The organism is Phytoactinopolyspora mesophila (genome assembly GCF_010122465.1).
GTDB classification, from domain to species: Bacteria; Actinomycetota; Actinomycetes; order Jiangellales; family Jiangellaceae; genus Phytoactinopolyspora; species Phytoactinopolyspora mesophila.
Window position 1 is genome coordinate 396,593 of record NZ_WLZY01000005.1, and the last position, 19,183, is coordinate 415,775.

A 19,183-nucleotide genomic window follows, 5' to 3' on the forward strand; every position below is an offset into this window, starting at 1 on the left:
GGGCAGGAGGGCCTGGGACGGTCCGGGAGGCCGCCACTCGTCGTTGCCTGTGTGCCTTGCTCACCGGGTGAGGTCGAGCGGGTCTCCGAGGGCGGGACCGGGATTCCGGTGGACACGGCTTCAGTCCAGCTGATCCACGGCGTCGGAGATCAGCTCGAGGTAGTCGTCCAGCACCCATGGCACGGTGAGCGGTGTCATCAGGCTGGACGCGGCAGCCAGGTGGTGGTCGTTGATGGGGACGTAGGTGCCGCGCTCCACCGCGGGGATGCGCGCATAGAGCGGCTGCGCTTCGATCTCTGCCTGGTTGGCGTCATCGTTGAACCAGGTGACGATGATGTCGGCGTCGTCGAGCAGGTCCGCCTGTTCGAGCCCGAGGTCAGTGGTGAACTGGCCCTCGCTCAACTCCATCTCGGCCAGTTCCGGGACTTCCTGCAACCCGAGCCGGGTCAGGAACTCGACTCGCGGATCGTGGCGCTGGTAGAGGTGGAGCAGGCCGGGCTGCACGGCATAGATGTAGGCGAAGGTGACGTCCTCGAACTCCGGGTGGGCCGCAGCGGCCTCGGTGAAGTAGGCGGTGATCTCGTCGATCAACACCGGTGCCTGATCACTCTTGCCGAGCGCCTCGGCGATGAGCTCGATCTGGGTGTCCCACGGCGTCGCCCAAGCTCTTTCGGGATAGGCGACAGTGGGAGCGAGTTCGTTGAGAACATCGAAATCGCTCTGGGTGAGCCCGGAGTTCGGGGCGATGATCACGTCTGGTTCGAGCGCCACGATGGCGTCCATGTCGATCTCCGGAGTGGCCATGAACGTCTCGGGCAGCTCGTGCCCTGCCTCCTCGACCGCCTCTCTGAACCAGGGCCGGTATCCGTCCTCGTCACCGGACCACTCGTCGTGCTCGACCCCGACGGGGACAACACCGAGCGCGAACACCAGGTCCTCCGGGCCCCAGCCGATGGTGACGACTCGTTCGGGCGGTGATTCGATGACGGCGGTGCCGAGCGCCGAGTCGATGCTCACGGGAAACTGTTCCGGGCTGTCCGAGCCGGTGTCTCCCGCACCTGCCGTGGTGTCGGCCGCGCCATCGGCTTCGGCAGGATCTTCCGCATTAGCGCAGCCAGCCATGATGAAGGCAGCTGCAGCCGCGGCAACGATCCATCCGGTGGTCCTCCGGGAGCGTGCAGTCATGGTGGACACCCCGTGTCCTTTCGTCGTCGGCGGGTCTCGAGCGGCGTCGGTCGAGAGGTTTCTGGTGTCAGAGCTTGCTGACGGCTTCTTCGATGTATGCGGCGTAGCGGTCAATCACCCAGGGGACGCTCAGCGGGGTGAGCAGGCTGGTGGCCGTGACGAACTGGCGGTCGTAGCTGACTACGTACGAACCCCGCTCGACGGCCGGGATCTGGGCGTACAGCGGCTGCGCTTCGATCTCGGCCTGCTGGTTCTCGTCGTTGAACCAGGAGAAGACCACGTCGGTCTCGTCGAAGAGATCGGCATTCTCCAAGCCCAGCACCGACGAGGCGGTGCCCTCCGTCATGGGTTGTTCGGCGATCGCAGGGTCGATGGTGAGTCCGAGACCGGAGATGAAGGCCGATCGGGGCTCGTCGGCCTGGAAGACGCCGAGTGAGCCGGGTTCGCCGGTGTAGATGTAGGCGAAGGTGATGTCCTCGAACTCCGGGTGCTCGGCTGCGGCCTGGGTGAACTCGCCGTTGATGTCCTCGATGAGTGCCGCGGCATCGTCCGCGCGGTCGAGAGCCTGGCCGATCAATTCGATCTGGGTGTCCCATGGTGTGCTCCAGGCCTGACCCGGATACGCGACAGTGGGAGCGAGCTCGTTGAGAATGTCGAAGTCGGCCTGGGGGATGCCGGACTGCGGGGCGAGGATGAGATCGGGTTCGAGCGCGACGACGGCATCGATATCGAGTTCCGGCTGCCCGGCGAAGGCGACCGGCAGCTCATCCCCGGCAGCTTCGATTGTCGCCCGCAGCCACGGCTGGTATCCGTCCTCGTCGCCGCCCCACGGGTCGGCCTCGACACCCACCGGCACGACGCCGAGTGCCACGGCGGTGTCGGCTGAGCCTTGTCCTATGGTGACGACTCGTTCGGGCGCCGCCGGGATCTCCGCTGTGCCCAGCGTGGATTCGATAGTGATCGGATAACCGGACTGAGGCTGGCCGGCGCCCTGTGTCTCTGCCGCGGTGTTGTCGGTAGCGGCCTCGCCGGAGGCGTCGTCGGAGGTACATCCGGTGCCGCCCAGCACGACGAGGATTGAGGTCAGGACGGCGATGCGAGTACGGCCTCCGGACACGGTGGTTCCTCCCAAGCGGATGGACACTGGCCGAGGTACTTGCGTACCGGCGGGCAGCGGACAGGCGATCAAGTTAGCGCGCCCTTAGTATGGCATGCCTAACCTAAATCTCTTTTATCGCCTGGGTCCGTGTCTGGTGCCTCGTGCCGCTTCTCCGTGGGGACGTTCGATCCGGGCCGTTGAAATGCGGCTCATTGAATCCGGGGCATTGAACACAGGCGATTCAACTCCGGCGGTTCAAAGCAGCCAGTTCGAAGCGGGCGGTTCGAAGCGGGCGGTTCGAAGCGGGCGGTTCGAAGCGGGCAGTCAGTACAGCGTGGGTGGCAGGACGCCCTCGTGGGTGAGGAGCCATCGCTTGACTTCCAGGCCGTCTCCGGCGCCGCCGCTGTAGCCGCCCAAACCGTCGTGAGCAACTACCCGGTGACATGGGACGACAAGAGGAATGGGGTTGGAACCCATGATCCCGCCCACGGCCCGGGCCGGTACGTCCTCACCGTGGCGAGCCGCCAGCTCCCCGTATGTGACCGAAGCGCCGTAGGGGACGGTGTTGTACAGCGTCTGCAGCAGGGAGCGGCGCGTGCCCGATAGGTGCCGCCAATCGATGGCTAGGTCGAACTGCCGGCGAGTGCCGGCGAAATACTCGGCCAGCTGGCCCGCTACCGGGTCAGTACGCAGCTCGTCGACTACTGCCGGTAGCGACAGCCGGGCGGCAAGTACCTGCGGCTCGGCCCAGCTCACGTCGACGAGGCCGGAGTGCGTCACCGCTACGCTGACCCGGCCGACCGGTGTGTCGATGCCGGTCACCGCCGCGTCGTCTTGTGGGTCCATGCACAGCATTCTCCGCGCCGGCACCGACAACACCCCGCCCGGTCAGCCGGTTGGCCGCGGACTCGTCGTATTGGCCCTGAGTTCGCGCAGTTCGGAAGCGTAAGTGTGGATCGCCGATGAGTTTCCTCCGAGATCAGGGTCAGAGTTCATGGCACGCCGCGCAGGCGCGCCGCCGCTGAGAACGGAAGGAATCTGCGATGAACGCCAACACCCTCACCGAGTCCGGTACCCGTGCCGGAAGGCGGGAGTGGATCGGACTGGCGGTGCTGGCCCTGCCGACGCTCCTGTTGTCCATCGACATGAGCGTGCTCTACCTGGCCTTGCCGCACTTGGCCGCCGATCTTCAGCCGAGTAGCAGCCAGCTGTTGTGGATCATGGACATTTACGGCTTCATGGTGGCTGGCTTTCTGGTGACCATGGGCACGCTAGGGGACCGGATCGGCCGGCGCCGGCTGTTGCTGATCGGCGCGACCGCTTTCGGGGTGGCATCGGTGCTTGCCGCTTACTCGACCAGCGCCGAGATGTTGATCGCCACCCGCACACTCCTGGGTATCGCCGGTGCCACATTGATGCCCTCCACATTGGCGTTGATCAGCAACATGTTCAAGGACCCGCGGCAGCGCGGCACGGCGATCGCGGTGTGGATCAGCTGCTTCATGGGTGGCACCGCGCTCGGACCGGTGGTGGGCGGCATCATGTTGCACTGGTTCTGGTGGGGCTCGGTCTTCTTGCTCGGCGTGCCGGTGATGGTGTTGTTGCTGGCCACGGCCCCGGTACTGCTGCCGGAATACCGGGACGAGAATGCGGGCCGGCTGGATCTGAGCAGTGTCGCGCTCTCGCTGGCCACCATCCTGCCGGTCATCTATGGTCTGAAGGAACTCGCCAAAGCTGACGCGATCGCCATCCCACTGGTGGCTATCGCCGTGGGCGGCGCCGTTGGCGTGGTGTTCGTCCGCCGCCAGTTGCGCCTTGCCGACCCGCTGCTCGACCTGCGTCTGTTCCGCAACCGCGCCTTCCGCGCCGCATTGACCACCATGCTGATCGGGGCGTTCTTCATGGGTGGCCTCTTCCTCTTTGTGAGTCAGTACCTGCAACTGGTCAGCGGACTGTCTCCACTCAATGCCGGCCTGTGGCTGGTGCCCGCCTCGCTGGGGATGATCGGCAGCACGATGCTGGCGCCCCGGCTGGCTCAGCGGTTCGGCGTATGGCCGATCATCACCGGCGGCATGGTTCTTGCTGCCGTCGGTATGGCGGTGCTGACCCAGGCCGGAGTGTCCGAGACGCCGTTGTTGGTGTTCTTCGGATTGCTCCTCGCCATGCTGGGTCTGGGCCCTGGCGCCGCATTGGTGACGGACATCGTGGTGGGTTCCGCGCCGCCGGAGAAAGCTGGCTCGGCGGCGTCGATGTCCGAGACCAGCGGTGAGTTCGGTATCGCCATGGGTGTGGCGCTGCTGGGCAGCTTGGGCACCGCGATCTACCGGAGTCAGGTCGCTGTGCCCGAGGGAACTTCCGCGGACGTGGCTGCTGCCGTCAACGACGGCTTACCCTCCGCGGTGGTTGCCGCCGCTGACGTGCCGGGCGACTTGGGACATCAACTGCTGGACGGCGCACGAGAGGCGTTCACCAACGGGCTCAACGTGGTTGCCGGGATCGGGGCGGTAGCGATATTGCTGTTCGTCGTCGTGCTGATCCGGATGATCCGCCTCCCCCAACCCGGTGATCGTCAGTAGCTTGTGGTCGCCGTGGGGTGATCGTCAGGGCGTTGTGGTTGTGAATCCGCGACCACAACGCACTGACGATCACCGGGAGGGTGGGGCCAATAGAGTGAAGCGATGGTGAGCGCGGAACAGTTGACAATGGTGCGCGATCTGATCGCGGACCTTCCGGTGGCAGCCGATCCGCAGCTGTCATCCGACGGCGCCTGGGTCGCATGGATGGCCGGCCCTCCGACCAAGGCAGATGACCATTTCACCGGGTCGGTGTGGCTTGCCCCAACCGATGGCTTGACGCCACCCAGGCGGCTCACCGCTGCGGGGAAACACCGTGATCACCATCCGCGATGGTCACCGTCGGAGGGCACGATCGCGTTCTTGTCCGATCGCCATGATCGGGGAACCGATGCTGTGATGTGTATATCCGTCGACGGTGGCGAAGCGGAGCCGTTGGTGCGTCGTGAGCGGAGCATCGAGACGTTCGCGTGGTCTCCGGACGGTCGCCGGATCGCCTTCGTCGCTCCGGATGAGCCGGACGAGGAGGACCAGCGCCGTGAGCGGGAGCGCGACGACGCCGACGTTTACGGAGAACGCTGGCCCTATGCGCGCCTGTACCTCGTCGATATCGACGACGGCGGTGTCACCGCACTGCCCAGCGGAGACCGCAACGTCACCGGCATAGCCTGGTCACCGGACGGCACGTCCATCGGATTCGTGGCAGCGCCCACCCCCGAGCTCGACAGCGGCGCGCAGGCGGAAATCTACCGGCTCGATGTCAGGTCTGGCGCTGTGCGACGCCTGTGTGCCGCTCCCGACGCACACTGGCTGACGTGGCTGAGTGACGGTCGGCTGCTCTGGACCGGATGCCGGAGTGGGCATCGTCGTGCCGCCCTGGCTACCTGGTCGGTCGCCGAAGATGGTGGTGAGCCGCGTATGGTGACGCGCCGCGACGACGTCTGCGAAGTCCAGGTGCAGCCGGTGGCTGGTGGCGATGGTGCCGTCGTCGCTGTTGCTGAAGGAATGGCCACATGGTTGCGCTGGGACGACGACGAGAAGCTCGGCTACGACGCCCCGGGAGCGGAGATCCGTGGACTCGCGGTGGCGCATCCAACGGGCAGCGCGCCGGTCCTGGCCGTGGTTCGTAGCCGGGGTGACCAGCCACCGGAGTTGTGGGCGGGTTCGCCGGAGTCCCTGCGGCAGATCAGTGAGCACCAGGCTTCCTGGCATGGTCTCGAACTCGGCCGGCAGCGGCCGTTCGAATGGACCGCGCCGGACGGCTTGCGCCTCGACGGCCTGGTCCACGTCCCGCCGCGGCACCCGGGTGGGCCATTGCCGGCGGTTGTACTCGTTCACGGTGGACCGTACGCGCGATGTACGACGGGTTTCCACGTCTATCCGCTGCACTGGGCCCAATGGCTGGCCCTGCACGGGTACGCCGTATTGGAGCCGAACTATCGCGGTGGAGCGGGACGGGGCGACGAGTTCGCGGTCGCTGCCAGGTCGGGTGTCGGAGGCGACGAGTTCGGTGACGTCATGTCCATGGTGGACGCTGCCGTGGCGAGAGGTATCGCCGATCCGGACCGGCTGGGTATCGGCGGATGGAGTCAAGGTGGTTTCATGACCGCCTGGGCGATTACTCAGACCGACCGCTTCAAGGCGGGGGTGATGGGGGCCGGAGTCAGCGACTGGGGTGGGCTCACGATGAACACCGACATGCCGGTCTTCGAGAGCCAGCTGTGCGGCGGCACGCCATGGGACGGGCCGGGGCCCCATGAGTGGGCGCGGCGTTCACCCATCTCGTTCGCCAGCCAGGCGTCGACACCGCTGTTGATCCTCCACGGCGAACAAGACCGGCGGATCCCGGTGGGCCAAGCCGTCGGGTTCGCTCGCGCGCTCCGGCAGTACGGGTGTCCGGTGCGGCAGGTGGTGTATCCGCGGGAGGGGCACGCCGTCGCCGAGCGCCAGCATGTCCTGGACGTCCACGATCGGGTCCGCGACTGGTTCGCACGCTGGCTCTGAGTGAGAAGCCGCGCGGCTTCTTGCCGGACGATCTTGGCGACGTTCTCCAATACGGGCCGGTTCTCGATTGTGGGGAGCGGCCACGATTTGTGGGATCGTCCCAATTGCCGCGATCCTTGCTGGTGAATACCGCAACTGCGCGGCGAGCGACCGGTCCGGGAAAGTGTGATGGAGTGCCGGTGCTCCCAACGATGGTGCACGCTTGTCCGAGCGGCGTGGGTCGGAGGCGAGCCCGGTAGACCGGAACCGCAGTGGAATCCCCGCGGTGTGGCTGGAACCAAGCTGGAGGACATCGATGACCGAGCCCGACCGAACAGCCCGCACGTCCGGACCGCGCCGGCTGCCCGCCGCGGACATGGCTCGGGTTGCGGTGTTCGCCGCCCTGATTGCCGTGCTAGGCCTGCCCGGATCATTCAGCCTGTTCGGCAACGCCGTCCCGATCACACTCCAGACACTCGGAGTGTTGCTGGCCGGTGCCGTCCTCGGAGCCTGGCGCGGCTTGCTGTCGGTCCTGTTGCTCCTGGCTGTTGTTGCCGCCGGCCTTCCGCTGCTGGCAGGTGGCCGCGGTGGCCTCGGGGTCTTCGCCGGGCCTTCCGTCGGCTACCTCATCGGTTGGGCGGCGGCCGTGTTCGTCGTCGGCTGGCTCGTCGAACGCGGGGGGCGGCGACCGGCACTGATGTGGGTCCTGCCGGCTTGCCTCCTCGGCTCCGCGCTCATCCTGGTCATCGGCGTGCCGATCCAGGCGCTGGTGACGGGCGTCCCCCTGGACACCACCATCAAGCTCTCCCTGGCTTTCCTACCCGGCGATGCCGCGAAGTCGGTACTGGCTGCCGTGGTTGTGTTGGGCGTTCAACGGGCCTATCCAGAGGCGGCCCCGGCGGTGCGGCGTGCCCGGCGGGAGAGGTATCCCACGTGCCGGTAGCCAGAGACGTACTCGCGCACGCCGCGAAAAGCCCGGACATGGTGGCCCTTCGCTCTCCTGGGCGTACTCGAACCTACGGGCAGCTCGGTGCCGACATCTCGGCGGCCGTGGGCGCGTGGTGGGCCGCGGGCGTGCGTCCCGGCCGGTTGGTGGCCGTGGACCTGGCCGAGCCGATTGACCTGCTGACCGCGGTGCTGGCCGCGGATCTGATCCGGGCGACGCCGCTGGTCTGTGATGCGTCCTGGTCCGCGGAGCAGAGAACGGCCGTGCTCGGCACCATCGGTCCCGACCTCCATGTCCGTGACTGGCCACCCGCGTCATACGGCGACGCGGGCGTGACCACCGGGCCAGAATCCGCCACCTTGGCCGGGGCACCCGCACCGTACGACGTCGCATGGGCCGGTTTCAGTTCGGGGAGCACGGGTCGGCCCCGGGCGGTGGCCCGGACTCGGGCCTCGTGGACCGGCTGCTATCCGGCTGTGGACAAGCTGACCGGCATGACCAGCGAAGACACGGTGCTGGTGCCGGGGCCGCTCGCGTCGTCGCTGTACTGCTTCGCGGCGCTACACGGGCTGGCCACGGGTGCGTCGGTCACTGTGACCGGCCGATGGGCGTCCGGTCTGGTGCGGTCGTATCTTGCAGACTCCGACGTCGTCCACCTGGTGCCTCATCTTCTCGAGCACGTTGTCGGCGAGCTTGCGTCGATGGGGCCTTCCCGGCTGCGTATGGCCGTGTCCGGTGGCGCCGGGTTGCCGGCCGGACTGCGTGAGCGGGCTGGCGCGGCTGGTCTGGACGTCGTCGAGTACTACGGCGCGGTGGAGTTGTCCTTCGTCGCCGTGGACGCCGATGGCTTGGGGCTTCGGCCTTTCGACAATGTCGAGATCGACGTGCGCCAGGTGCCCGGCAGCTCGGGCCTGGGTGAGGTCTGGGTCCGGTCGCCATGGCTGGCCGAAGGCTATCTGGCGGGAGCAACCGGGCCATTCCGGCGTGATGACGACGGCTGGGCGACGGTGGGTGACCTGGCCGAGGCTGATTCGTCCGGTACGCGTGCGCTGAGGCTCAGAGGCCGTGGAGACGGCGCGGTGGTCACTGGTGGAGCCACGGTGGTGCCGGAGGATGTGGAAGCTGTTCTCGGCGGGGTCCCCGGGGTGCGAGACGTCGTTGTGGTGGGCACGCCACATCACTGGCTCGGTTCAGTTGTCACGGCGGTGATCGAGACCGCCGGCCCGCCGGTGCGGCGCAAGATCCTCGAGGCGGCGGCACGGCGGGAGCTGACACCGGCGCAGCGGCCGCGTCGCTGGTATGAGGCGGACCGGTTGCCGCGAACACCGGCGGGGAAGCCGGCGCGGGCGATCATCGCCGAGGCTCTGATCGACGGCCGGCCGGACCACTCCGGCACGAGCATCCGGCTGATGAGGTGACGGCCGTGCAACGACGTGACGCCGTGGTGGTGGCAGCCCGCCGCACCCCGATCGGCACGGCGGGCCGGAGCCTGAGCGGCATCACCGTCGACCAGCTGGCCGCGCCGGTCCTGGCTGCCACCGTTCAGGAGCTCCGGGAATCCGGTGTTGGAGCTCGTGTCTCATCGTCGGATGCCGGGCTGGATGTAGCCGATGTCGTCCTGGGCAACTGTATGGGTCCTGGCGGCAACGTGGCTCGGGTCAGCGCGTTGTCAGCGGGACTGGGAGTCAGCGTGCCGGGCGTCACGGTGGATCGGCAATGCGGGAGCGGCCTGGCGGCAATCCTGCAGGCAGCACAGTCCGTGCGGGCAGGGGACGCGGACCTTGTGCTGGCCGGTGGCGCCGAAAGCGCGTCGACCGCGCCACTGCGGGCGCACCGCGGCTCGGGCGCCGAACCGGACGTGGTGTACGAACGGGCGCCGTTCACCCCGCCGGAGTTCGGTGACCCGGACATGGGTGTCGCGGCCGAAACACTGGCCACGGCGCGAGGTGTCAGCCGGCGGCGTCAAGACGCCTATGCCGCCGCCAGCCACGCGAAAGCGCTGGCAGCACGGGATGCCGGCCGCTTCGAGGCGGAGCTGGTCGCTGTCGGCGGTTTGCACCACGACGAGCGTCCGCGCTCCCTGCGCGCCTCGACCCTCGCCCGAATGCCCGCGGCGTTCGTGCCGGGCGGAAGCGTCACCGCGGGCAATTCGTGCCCGGTCAGTGACGGCGCTGCCGCCGTCGGGATCGTCACCTCCGGCGCCCGGAGCGGCGTCGCGGGATTGCGCCTGGTCAGCGGCGCTATCGTCGGATGCGATCCCCGACAGCCCGGTTGGGGCCCGGTTCCGGCCACCGAGCGGGTGCTGGAAGCGGCCGGGTTGAAAATCGGTGATGTCGCCGCTGTCGAAATCGTCGAGGCATTCGCCGGACAGGTCCTCGCGGTGACCGATGCGCTCGGTCTCGACCCGCTTGGTCGTGACGCCGACGTCGTCTGTGCTGACGGCGGCGCCCTGGCGCTCGGCCATCCGTGGGGCGCGAGTGGCGCGGTTGTGGTGGTGCGGCTGTTCAGCCGCCTGGTGCTCGGCGGCGCGCCGGCAGGGACACTCGGCCTGGCGTGCGCTGCCGTGGGCGGTGGCCTCGGTGTGGCCGCGCTGTTCGAGGTGGTTCGAGGCCCGTGCTGACAGGCGCCTACGTGGCTCGCCCGTCGCCTCTGCACCGGATCCCCGCCGGGCCGAAGCTGGCAGCACTGGCGGGGGGCTGTACAGCGTTGTTGCTGGTGCGAACCTTGCCCGGGGTCGTTGTGGGCCTGGCGGCCGTGGTGGTGCTGTACGCGGTGGGCCGGATCCGGCCTGTCGAAGCATGGGTCCAGGTCAGACCGTTGCGTTGGTTCATGGCGGTGCTGCTCGTCGTCCAGCTCTTGATCACCGATGTCGGCACGGCGGTCTCGCTGACTTCGCGGATCGTGCTGGCGGTGGCGCTGGCCGGACTTGTCACCCTGACGACGCGCACGACTGATCTGATGGCGGCCATGGAGCGAGGGCTCGGGCCGTTGCGCCGCGTCGGCGTGGACCCGGTCCGGGTGTCGCTGATGATGTCGTTGCTCATCCGCAGCGTGCCGGTCGTGACCGGGATAGCTCAGCGGGTCCGCGATGCTCAGCGTGCCCGAGGGCAAGAACGCAGCATCCGCGCCTTCGCGGTGCCGTTGGTGGTCGGCGTGCTGCGCTACGCGGACACTCTCGGCGAGGCGCTCCAGGCGCGCGGCATGGACGACTAGAACATGACCGACGACGGCGCACACCGGTGAGATGAGGAACAGGCCGATGCAGGTAGCAAGGCTCGGGCTGACACCAGTCAAAGGCATGGCCCACGTCGCTCTGCCCGAGGTGGAGCTCACCCGCGGCGGTCCGCTTCACGACCGGGTGTTCTGCGTGGTCGAGGCAGACACCGGCCGGGTCTTGCGCACCGTCGAGAACGACATCGCGATGGCGTGCGAGGCGGTCTGGACACCACCAGTGCTGACCATTCGGGCACCGGGCGGGGACGCGAGTGGCGAGGTGTCAGAGGGCGCGCTGATCGCCGGACAGTATTGGGACCGGGAACTGAAGCTGAATGTGATCGAGGGGCCCTGGGCCGGGCTGCTGAGCCGGCACTTCGGACGGCCGGTACTGCTCTGCCGGGTGGCGGGTCCGGAACGTGCGATATGGGCGGGCTCAGTGTCCCTGGTGACGACCTCATCACTGGCCGAAGTGGCCCGGCGAACCGGGTGCGGCCACGACGACGGCGCGCGGTTCCGGCCCACCATCGTGGTCGACACCGGCGAGGCACCGGCATTCGTCGAAGACACCTGGGTGGGATCGAGGCTGCGGATCGGTGCCGCCGTCGTCACTGTGGAAGAGCGGCTGCCACGATGTGCGGTGGTCGACCGGCGTCCCGCGGCGGGTGGACATGATGTCGCCGTTCTGCGCGCTCTGGCGGCCGACAGACGCGACGGCAACGAGATCGTCTTCGGTGTCTCGGGCGAAGTCGAACAGCTGGCCCGCGTCGCGCTGGCCGACCCGGTGCGGCTCCTGGGCTGAACCTGCGCTCCGCTCTCCGGCGCCGCAGGCTCAGTGTTCAGGAACTCGGTGTTCAGGAGCTCAATGTGCTGGGACCGGAGCGTCGAGTGGGTGGTGCGAGTGGTGTGACCAGCGCACCCGTTGGTCGCCGAACCCGGCGGCATGCGCTCCCTCGTGCCCGATCGGACGCCGGCAGCGGTAGCTCGGTGAATAAAGGTCTCGGCACGAATCGCGGAAGCTCGTGTAGGCGAACTCGAGATCGAGACGGCGGTCGTCGCTCATGTGCATCACCTGATCATGCGGCGCGACCCCATTGTCCCGTGAATATTGCTTCTGACTTTCACATTATGACCGGACATTGCCGCCAAACGCCACCGCCCCCCATTCGGCGGGCGAGCCGCGAAGCGACATCCCCGGCGTCACCCGCGCGACGACAAGACCACCTCAGCGCCTACGGCACGCTGAGCAGGGCACCCGAAACGGAACCGCATCGGGTGCCCTGCTCTGGTGTTCCGGCCCCGGGAGGTCCTCCCGAGATGTCGCCGGCCCGGCGAAGACCACATGGTTGATACGCCCGGCCGGGCAGGGCCCGCCTAGGCGATGGAGCCGTGCGGATCGAGCACGTACTTCTGCGCCGCTCCGCGGTCGAACTCCGCGTAGCCCTGTGCTGCCTGATCGAGCGGGAGGACGGTCGCGTTCACATTGCGCGCGATGTTCACCCGGTCATGCAGGATGGCCATCATCAGCTGCCGGTTGTACTTCATGACCGGGCACTGCCCGGTGGTGAAGGCCAGCGACTTCGCCCAGCCCAGACCGATCTGCAGGGACAGGGACCCGTGCTTGGCGGCATCGTCAGCGGCCCCGGGGTCGCCTGTGACGTAAAGTCCGGGAATTCCGACGGCTCCACCCGCGCGAGTGACGTCCATGACGGTGTTGAGAACGGTGGCCGGTCGTTCGGTTTCGGCCTGCTCGCCGTGTCCACGGGCCTCGAAGCCCACTGCGTCGACGGCGCAGTCGACTTCCCGGGTGCCCAGGATTTGCTCGATCTGGTCGGCTGGTTCGCCTCGGGAGACGTCGATCGTCTCGCAGCCGAAGCTGCGTGCCTGTGTCAGGCGCTCTTCTTGCAGGTCGGCGACGATGACCACGGCCGCGCCGAGGAGGAACGACGACGTAGCCGCCGCTAGGCCTACCGGTCCGGCGCCGGCGATGTACACGGTCGATCCGGGCCCTACGCCCGCGGTGACCGCGCCGTGGAAGCCGGTGGGGAAGATGTCGGAGAGCATCGCCAGGTCGACGATCTTCTCCATCGCACGGTCCCGATCCGGGAACTTCAGCAGATTCCAGTCGGCATACGGGACCATGACGTACTCTGCCTGGCCACCGACCCAGCCGCCCATGTCCACGTAGCCATAGGCAGAACCCGGGCGGTCGGGGTTGACGTTCAGACAGATGCCGGTCTTGCGTTCCTTGCAGTTGCGACAACGCCCGCAGGCGATGTTGAACGGTACCGAGACGAGGTCACCGGTCTTGATGAACTCGACGTCGCGGCCGGTTTCGATCACCTCGCCGGTGATCTCGTGGCCGAGCGCGAGCCCTTCAGGGGCGGTGGTGCGGCCGCGGACCATGTGCTGGTCACTGCCACAGATGTTGGTAGCTATGACTTTGAGGACGGCGCCATGGGGTAGCTGGCGCCCGACGTTGTCCGGGTTGACACCCGGTCCGTCTTGGAGTTCAAAGGTCGGGTAGTCGATCTCTTCAACCTCGACGTGGCCCGGCCCCCGGTAGATGACAGCTCTGTTTCCAGGCACGACTGGTCTCCTTCCGGTCAAGCTGATGGGTGCCGGCGGCTCGCTGGGAGCCCGCGGGACGGCCGAGAGCACGGACAACGTGAACCCGGCCGTGCTGGGTACGCATGCATGGTCGGCGGGCACCACCCCCTCCTGCCCGGGTAACGGAGAGGTGCTTGGAATGCCTGTACCCACGAGTCTGGACCTGCCCGGCCGAGAAATCTATGGTGATGTGCGTTTTGATTCACACCGCCGCGCGGCACTAACGACTGGCTCTGGCGGGTGCCATCGGCTAGACAAGTGGAATGAGCGCAGATCTTGAGCTACGTACAGCGACCGCCGCCGACGCCGAGGCCCGCGGCCGGCTGCTGGCAAGCACGTTTCTCGACGACTACGAGGAAGCGAGCTTTCGCCGCCACCAGATGGTGGATGAACTGGACCGTACCCACATCGTTGTCGATGGCTCCGAACAGGTCGCCACGGCCGGCGTGCTCTCACGTGATCTGAGCGTGCCCGGTGCGGTGACCCCCGCGGCGCATGTCACCGGCGTCGTCGTGGCACCCACCCATCGCCGTCGAGGTTTGCTGAGCCGGTTGATGGACGTCCAGCTGCGGGCGGTTCGTGAGCGCGGTACCGAGCCGATCGCTGCGCTGTGGGCCAGCGAGGGGGCCATCTATGGGCGGTACGGCTACGGCATCGCATCGTGGCACGTGGACTACCGGATCCCTACGTCGGAGACCACCTTGCCAGGCTCGACTCCTCCGGGCCGGTTGCGGGCCGTGACGCCGGCCGAGGCGCATCGTCAGGTCGCCGAGGTGTTCGATCGATTCCGGCGGCGCACACCCGGTGTCTCCGATCGGCGAGACCGGTGGTGGGAGTACCTGACCGCCGACCCCGAGACACGCCGCCGCGGGATGTCCGCGCTGCGCGGCGTCGTCTACGAGGAGGACGGCGAGACGCTTGGCTATGCGTGGTGGCGCGCCAAGAGCCAGTGGAGCACCTCCGGACCGGACGGAGAGGTCGGGGTGAGCGAGGTTGTCGCGGAGAACACCGAGGCCTACGCCGCCTTGTGGCGTTTTCTGATGAACATCGACCTCACCCGCACGGTTACTTACCGGTTCGCCACCACGGACGAGCCGCTGGCATTTCTCGTCGACAATGCCAAACCGCTGGCCACAGGCGTCCGGCCTGGCTTGTGGGTGCGCGTCGTCGACGTGGCGGCCGCGCTTTCCACCCGGCGTTACGCCGCGCCGATCGATGCCGTGCTGGAAATCACCGACGCGCGGCTGCCTGAGAACGCTGGGCGCTGGCACCTGGTGGGCGACATGTCGTCGGCGAAATGCTCGTCGACCGACATTATGCCGGACCTGACACTGGATGTCGGTGAACTCGGAGCGGCCTATCTGGGTGGTACCTCGCTTGCCTCACTGGCGGCGGCCGGGCTCGTCACGGAACATCAGCGCGGGGCGCTCTACGCGGCGTCGACAGCATTCGGCTGGCATCGGCAACCCGCGCCGATCGAAGTCTTCTAGCCCGGCCGCCCCGCGGTCTTTTGGCCGACTTCAATACGGCCAGGTGGCGCAGAACGGCAGACAAGGCCGCTAGACCCACCTGGCGGTATTGAAGTGTCCCCGCCAGAGCCCTCGCGACGGTTTCACGGCATTCGCGGCCACAACCGCCCTCCACCTCACCCACACCAACCCGTGAAACAGCCACGAATCCGTGAACAGCCACTTGTCATTCATGATCATTGGAGGGGCAGGGTGAGGAAGCGCTGGACGGTGCCGTGGTCAAGCTCGTGCGTCAGCAATTGGATCGCGTCGTGTGGAGACAGCCAGCGCACCGCGTCCACTTCGCGGTGCGGGGTGAAAGTGCCGCCGACGGCCCGCATCGCCCAGAATCGCACCACCTTGGGGCGGCGGAAACGGTCCGCTTTGGAGCCGTGTTCGACGTACTCGACTTGATCGACGAACGGGCCGAGCTCGACCTCCAGGCCGGTCTCTTCGCGCACTTCCCGCGCAGCCGCTTCTTCCCACGTTTCACCAGGGTCGAGTTTGCCCTTGGGGAGCGACCAGTCGTCGTACTTGGGCCGATGGACGACGATGATCTCGACATCGGCACCCTTGGATCGCCAGACGACGCCGCCTGCCGCACGTACGGGATCGTCTTTCGGTCTGCTCATCTCGCCTGCCTCGCCACGTCCACATCATCCATCACGACGAAGCGTTGTTCCCGACCGGAACCCGGGCACGCCTCGCGCTTCGCGCTGGCAGTGATCATCGTGCGGGCTGGTTGCCACCCGCACGGCATCAGCTGGATACCCTCAAAGGGTGGTGACACCAGCGACTGGTCCGGAATCCGGCGTGCCGGTTCAGACCCAGCCGGACGGCAGGTCCCGGCGCCGGCTCGGTGTCGAAGTATGGATCGTCCTTGGTCTTTCGCTCGGGCAGTCCGGCGTGTACGCGCTGGTGCGGCTCATCGAGCGGTTGACCCGAGAAGAGCGGCTGTCGGAACAGCGTGTGACGATGAACCGCTCACGGAGTGAGCGTGAGTACTTCGATCTGACGTTTCAGCTGCTCAACATTGGCTTCGCATTAATACCGGTGGCCCTGGCGCTCTTCCTCCTCTCTACGCCGGGGCAGTCGGTGCTGCGCCGGATCGGGCTGGACTTCAGCCGACCTTGGCGTGATCTGGCCATCGGCGCCGGGCTGGCGGTGATCATCGGCGTACCCGGCCTGGGCGTATACGCGGTGGGTGTCGCCTTTGACTGGAACGTTTCCATCTCCGCCAGTGGGTTGCAGGATTACTGGTGGTCGGTGCCCATATTGATCCTCAGGGCGCTGATGAATGCGCTTCTCGAGGAGGTCATCGCCGTTGGTTACCTGATGACACGGCTCCGGCAGCTCGGCTGGCACGTCTACGCCGCCATCGCGGCCAGTTCGGTGCTCCGCGGTTCTTACCATCTGTATCAGGGCTACGGGATGGCGTTGGGCAACATGGCGATGGGCGCGGTGTTCGCGTGGTGGTACCACCGGACCGGAAGAGTGATGCCTCTGGTGATCGCCCATACGATCCTCGACATCGTGTCCTTCGTCGGCTACTTCCTGTTCAGAGACACTCTCGATCTCCCCTGACGACGCGCTGGCGGTAACTGACAGCAGATCACGACATGCCGTGCGGTGAGGTTCGGTCATCCGCCGTCGCGTAGCCGAACGGCAACGGCGCATCGATAGCCGTCTCGGTCCAGACCGACTTCGCCCGGCTGTATTCCAGGAGGCCGTCGAGGCCGCTGGAGCGGCCATAGCCGCTGTCTTTGAACCCGCCGAACGGTGACATCACGCTGATGGTCTTGTAGCTGTTGATCCACACGGTGCCCGCCTGCAGAGCGGCGGCAACGCGGTGGGCTCGTCCGACGTCGCCGGTCCACACCGCTCCTGCGAGCCCGAAATCCGAATCGTTGGCGACGGCCACGGCCTCGTCCTCGTCCTCGAACGGGATGGCGATCACCACTGGCCCGAACACCTCTTCGCGGGCGATGCGCATCTGGTTGGTGCCACCCAGCACCGTGGGGGCGAAGTAGAAGCCGCCGCGCAACGCAGCGTCGTGATGACCGGCCGTCCCCCCGGCCACGACATCGGCGTCAGCGCCGAGCGCGGCGTTCACGAGTTCGCTGACGCGCCCCGCCTGGGCCCGGTTCTGTAGTGGTCCAACCTGAGTCGTGTCGGCCAGGGGATGCCCGAGCGTGATGCCGCGGGCGAGAGCGGCCAACCGGGTGACCACGTCGTCGAAGACGCTGCGCTGGACCAGGAGCCTCGAGCCAGCCACACAGCTTTGCCCGGCGCCGGAGAAGATCGCCGCGGCGGCTCCACCTACGGCCCGGTCGAGATCGGCGTCGGCGAAGACGATGTTCGCTGATTTGCCGCCGAGTTCCAGCACACACGGCGTGAGCCGGTCTGCGGCCTGAGTGGCGATACGCCGGCCGGTCTCCGGGGAGCCGACGAACACCACCTTCGCGACGTCGGTATGGCCGACGAGGGCGCTGCCCGCGGTGTGGCCGAGGCCGGCCAGGACGCTGATGGTGCCCGGCGGCAGGCCGGCGTCGAGCGCCAGCTTCGCCAGGACAACGGACGTGAGCGGGGTGAGCTCGGACGGCTTGAGCACCATCGCGTTGCCGGCCGCCAGCGCGGGCGCCAGCTGCCAGCCCGCGGTGAAGATCGGCGCGTTCCACGGGGTGACCGCCGCGACCACCCCGTATGGAGCACGCATGGTGTAGTTCAAGTGCGACGTCGGCACCGGGATGACTTCACCATGCTGTTTGTCCGCCCAGCCGCCGTAGTACTCGAACATCTCCGCGACCTTGGACACTTCGGCGGCGGCGTCGCGTAGTGGTTTGCCGGCGACGACGGACTCGAGCTGCGAGAGCGGTCCAGTGGCCGTGCGGACCTGCTGGCCCAGCCCCCACAACAGGCGTCCGCGTTCTGACGCGGTGAGCCGTTGCCAGGCACGGGCGCCGTCGATACATGCGTGCACCGCGTCGACAGCGGCGGATTCCCCGCCGTCGGCATAGGAGAGCAGCGGTTGCCCCGTGGCGGGGTCTTCGAGGCCGATAACCTCCCCGGCACCGTTGAGCAAACCGTCGCCGACGAAACTCGCGATTGGGGCTCCGCGGCCGAACCAGCCCTCCCAGAGCTCGCGGACGAGAGCGGGCGAATCGACGGTCATGATTGGGCCATCCGGTTGAAGTCTTCTCCCGCTCCGAGGTGGTCACGGGTGTCTTGCCAGGCTCGGGTGACGGCATTGGCCAGCGGGACGTCGGCGCCGATTGCGTGGGCCGTACTGGTGGCCAGAGCCACATCGCGTGCCATCAGCCCGAGCGTGAAGCCGGAGTCGAAGGTCTCCGGAAGTACCCAGCGGGGCAAGTTGATCTCGGTGACGGCGCTTCGCCCGGATGCTCCGTTCACCGCATTCAGCAACCGCTCCGGGTCGAGGCCGGCGGCGTTCGCGAGCCGGAGCGCCTCGCCCGCGATCTGCAGGTGTGTGGCGCACAACAGGTTGTTGATCAGTTTGGCGACGTTTCCGGCTCCGGGGCCGCCGACGTGGGCCACTCGCCGGGCAATGGTGTCCAGCACCGGCTTGGCTTCAGCGACGGCGTCGTCGGCACCACCGAGAAAGACGGTCAGGGATCCTTCGCGGGCTCCCGACCCGCCGCCGCTGACCGGTGCGTCGATCAGGCTGTGTCCGTGGTCGGCCAGCGTCGCGGCGAGGGCACGGGTGGACAGAGGGTTACTGGTAGACGTGTCGATGACCAGCCGGTGACCGACCCCGGCGGCCACGAGGCCGGCGGGACCGGTCAACACCTGCTCGACTTGAGGGGTTCCCGGGAGCGAGAGCACGAGCACCTGGGCTTCGCGGACCGCCGTGGCGGTGTCGACGACCGGTAGCTCGCTGCCCACCCGAGTTGCCGCGTCGGGCGACGGATCGACGCCGACGACATTCCATCCCGCTCGAGTCAGGGTGTGCGCGATCCCGGCGCCCATGGTGCCGAGGCCGAACACGGCTACCGTGCCTTGCATGACGATGATGCTCCTTGCGAGTGAGTTCCGTTGGTGAAGCGTG

The 19,183-nt window shown here is 67.5% G+C and carries 17 protein-coding genes; 9 read left to right on the top strand and 8 right to left on the bottom strand.

The window, feature by feature from the left end; translation table 11 throughout:
• Positions 1 to 120: 120 nt before the first annotated feature.
• The 3 genes from F7O44_RS16595 to F7O44_RS16605 form a co-directional block, all read right to left on the bottom strand.
• Entirely contained in the window at positions 121 to 1,185 is a 1,065-nt protein-coding gene (locus F7O44_RS16595; protein WP_162451375.1) for an iron-siderophore ABC transporter substrate-binding protein, read from the bottom strand.
• Positions 1,186 to 1,252: 67 nt separating this feature from the next.
• Entirely contained in the window at positions 1,253 to 2,302 is a 1,050-nt protein-coding gene (locus F7O44_RS16600) for an ABC transporter substrate-binding protein (RefSeq protein WP_222851428.1), read from the bottom strand.
• 306 nt (positions 2,303 to 2,608) lie between these two features.
• The gene (locus F7O44_RS16605; RefSeq protein WP_162451376.1) at positions 2,609 to 3,130 is read right to left on the bottom strand and encodes a methylated-DNA--[protein]-cysteine S-methyltransferase; all 522 of its coding nucleotides are present in this window, start codon (positions 3,128 to 3,130) and stop codon (positions 2,609 to 2,611) included.
• A 197-nt stretch (positions 3,131 to 3,327) separates the two neighbouring features.
• Here F7O44_RS16605 and F7O44_RS16610 point away from each other — a divergent pair, with 197 nt between their 5' ends.
• The 7 genes from F7O44_RS16610 to F7O44_RS16640 all read left to right on the top strand — a co-directional run bounded on the left by F7O44_RS16610 (position 3,328) and on the right by F7O44_RS16640 (position 11,801).
• On the top strand, positions 3,328 to 4,860 hold the full coding sequence (locus F7O44_RS16610; RefSeq protein WP_162451377.1) for an MFS transporter: 1,533 nt from the start codon (positions 3,328 to 3,330) through the stop codon (positions 4,858 to 4,860).
• A gap of 102 nt (positions 4,861 to 4,962) precedes the next feature.
• Positions 4,963 to 6,861, top strand: a complete 1,899-nt coding sequence (locus F7O44_RS16615) for a S9 family peptidase (protein WP_162451378.1) — start codon at positions 4,963 to 4,965, stop codon at positions 6,859 to 6,861.
• A 295-nt stretch (positions 6,862 to 7,156) separates the two neighbouring features.
• Entirely contained in the window at positions 7,157 to 7,783 is a 627-nt protein-coding gene (locus tag F7O44_RS16620) for a biotin transporter BioY (RefSeq protein WP_162451379.1), read from the top strand.
• Positions 7,774 to 9,204 carry an AMP-binding protein gene (locus tag F7O44_RS16625; RefSeq protein WP_162451380.1) on the top strand — a complete coding sequence of 477 codons (1,431 nt, stop codon included), beginning with the start codon at positions 7,774 to 7,776 and terminating at the stop codon, positions 9,202 to 9,204. Before F7O44_RS16620 ends, F7O44_RS16625 begins: the two co-directional genes overlap by 10 nt.
• A 5-nt stretch (positions 9,205 to 9,209) precedes the next feature.
• Positions 9,210 to 10,406: a thiolase family protein gene (locus F7O44_RS16630; RefSeq protein WP_222851429.1), complete on the top strand. Its 1,197-nt coding sequence runs from the start codon at positions 9,210 to 9,212 to the stop codon at positions 10,404 to 10,406.
• The gene (locus tag F7O44_RS16635) at positions 10,400 to 10,999 is read left to right on the top strand and encodes a CbiQ family ECF transporter T component (RefSeq protein ID WP_162451381.1); all 600 of its coding nucleotides are present in this window, start codon (positions 10,400 to 10,402) and stop codon (positions 10,997 to 10,999) included. The genes F7O44_RS16630 and F7O44_RS16635 overlap by 7 nt, the downstream gene beginning before the upstream one ends.
• A gap of 46 nt (positions 11,000 to 11,045) precedes the next feature.
• Positions 11,046 to 11,801 carry an MOSC domain-containing protein gene (locus F7O44_RS16640; protein WP_162451382.1) on the top strand — a complete coding sequence of 252 codons (756 nt, stop codon included), beginning with the start codon at positions 11,046 to 11,048 and terminating at the stop codon, positions 11,799 to 11,801.
• Positions 11,802 to 11,861: 60 nt separating this feature from the next.
• Here the strand turns inward: F7O44_RS16640 and F7O44_RS16645 are convergent, their stop codons facing one another.
• Both F7O44_RS16645 and fdhA read right to left on the bottom strand, forming a co-directional pair.
• Positions 11,862 to 12,062 carry a hypothetical protein gene (locus tag F7O44_RS16645; RefSeq protein ID WP_162451383.1) on the bottom strand — a complete coding sequence of 67 codons (201 nt, stop codon included), beginning with the start codon at positions 12,060 to 12,062 and terminating at the stop codon, positions 11,862 to 11,864.
• A gap of 311 nt (positions 12,063 to 12,373) precedes the next feature.
• The gene (gene fdhA / locus F7O44_RS16650; protein ID WP_162451384.1) at positions 12,374 to 13,588 is read right to left on the bottom strand and encodes a formaldehyde dehydrogenase, glutathione-independent; all 1,215 of its coding nucleotides are present in this window, start codon (positions 13,586 to 13,588) and stop codon (positions 12,374 to 12,376) included.
• 284 nt (positions 13,589 to 13,872) lie between these two features.
• On the opposite strand from fdhA, the gene F7O44_RS16655 reads away from it, so the two are divergent.
• The gene (locus F7O44_RS16655; protein WP_162451385.1) at positions 13,873 to 15,099 is read left to right on the top strand and encodes a GNAT family N-acetyltransferase; all 1,227 of its coding nucleotides are present in this window, start codon (positions 13,873 to 13,875) and stop codon (positions 15,097 to 15,099) included.
• A 215-nt stretch (positions 15,100 to 15,314) separates the two neighbouring features.
• On the opposite strand, the gene F7O44_RS16660 is transcribed toward F7O44_RS16655, so the two are convergent.
• Positions 15,315 to 15,749: an NUDIX hydrolase gene (locus F7O44_RS16660; RefSeq protein ID WP_162451386.1), complete on the bottom strand. Its 435-nt coding sequence runs from the start codon at positions 15,747 to 15,749 to the stop codon at positions 15,315 to 15,317.
• A gap of 151 nt (positions 15,750 to 15,900) precedes the next feature.
• On the opposite strand from F7O44_RS16660, the gene F7O44_RS31185 reads away from it, so the two are divergent.
• Complete coding sequence (locus tag F7O44_RS31185) at positions 15,901 to 16,701, top strand: CPBP family intramembrane glutamic endopeptidase (RefSeq protein ID WP_343073889.1); 801 nt, start codon at positions 15,901 to 15,903, stop codon at positions 16,699 to 16,701.
• Positions 16,702 to 16,729: 28 nt separating this feature from the next.
• On the opposite strand, the gene F7O44_RS16670 is transcribed toward F7O44_RS31185, so the two are convergent.
• Together F7O44_RS16670 and F7O44_RS16675 are read right to left on the bottom strand one after the other, a co-directional pair.
• A complete protein-coding gene (locus F7O44_RS16670; protein WP_162451387.1) occupies positions 16,730 to 18,289 on the bottom strand; it encodes an aldehyde dehydrogenase family protein in 1,560 nt (519 codons plus the stop codon).
• Complete coding sequence (locus F7O44_RS16675; protein ID WP_162451388.1) at positions 18,286 to 19,140, bottom strand: NAD(P)-dependent oxidoreductase; 855 nt, start codon at positions 19,138 to 19,140, stop codon at positions 18,286 to 18,288. The genes F7O44_RS16670 and F7O44_RS16675 overlap by 4 nt, the downstream gene beginning before the upstream one ends.
• Between the last annotated feature and the right edge of the window lie 43 nt (positions 19,141 to 19,183).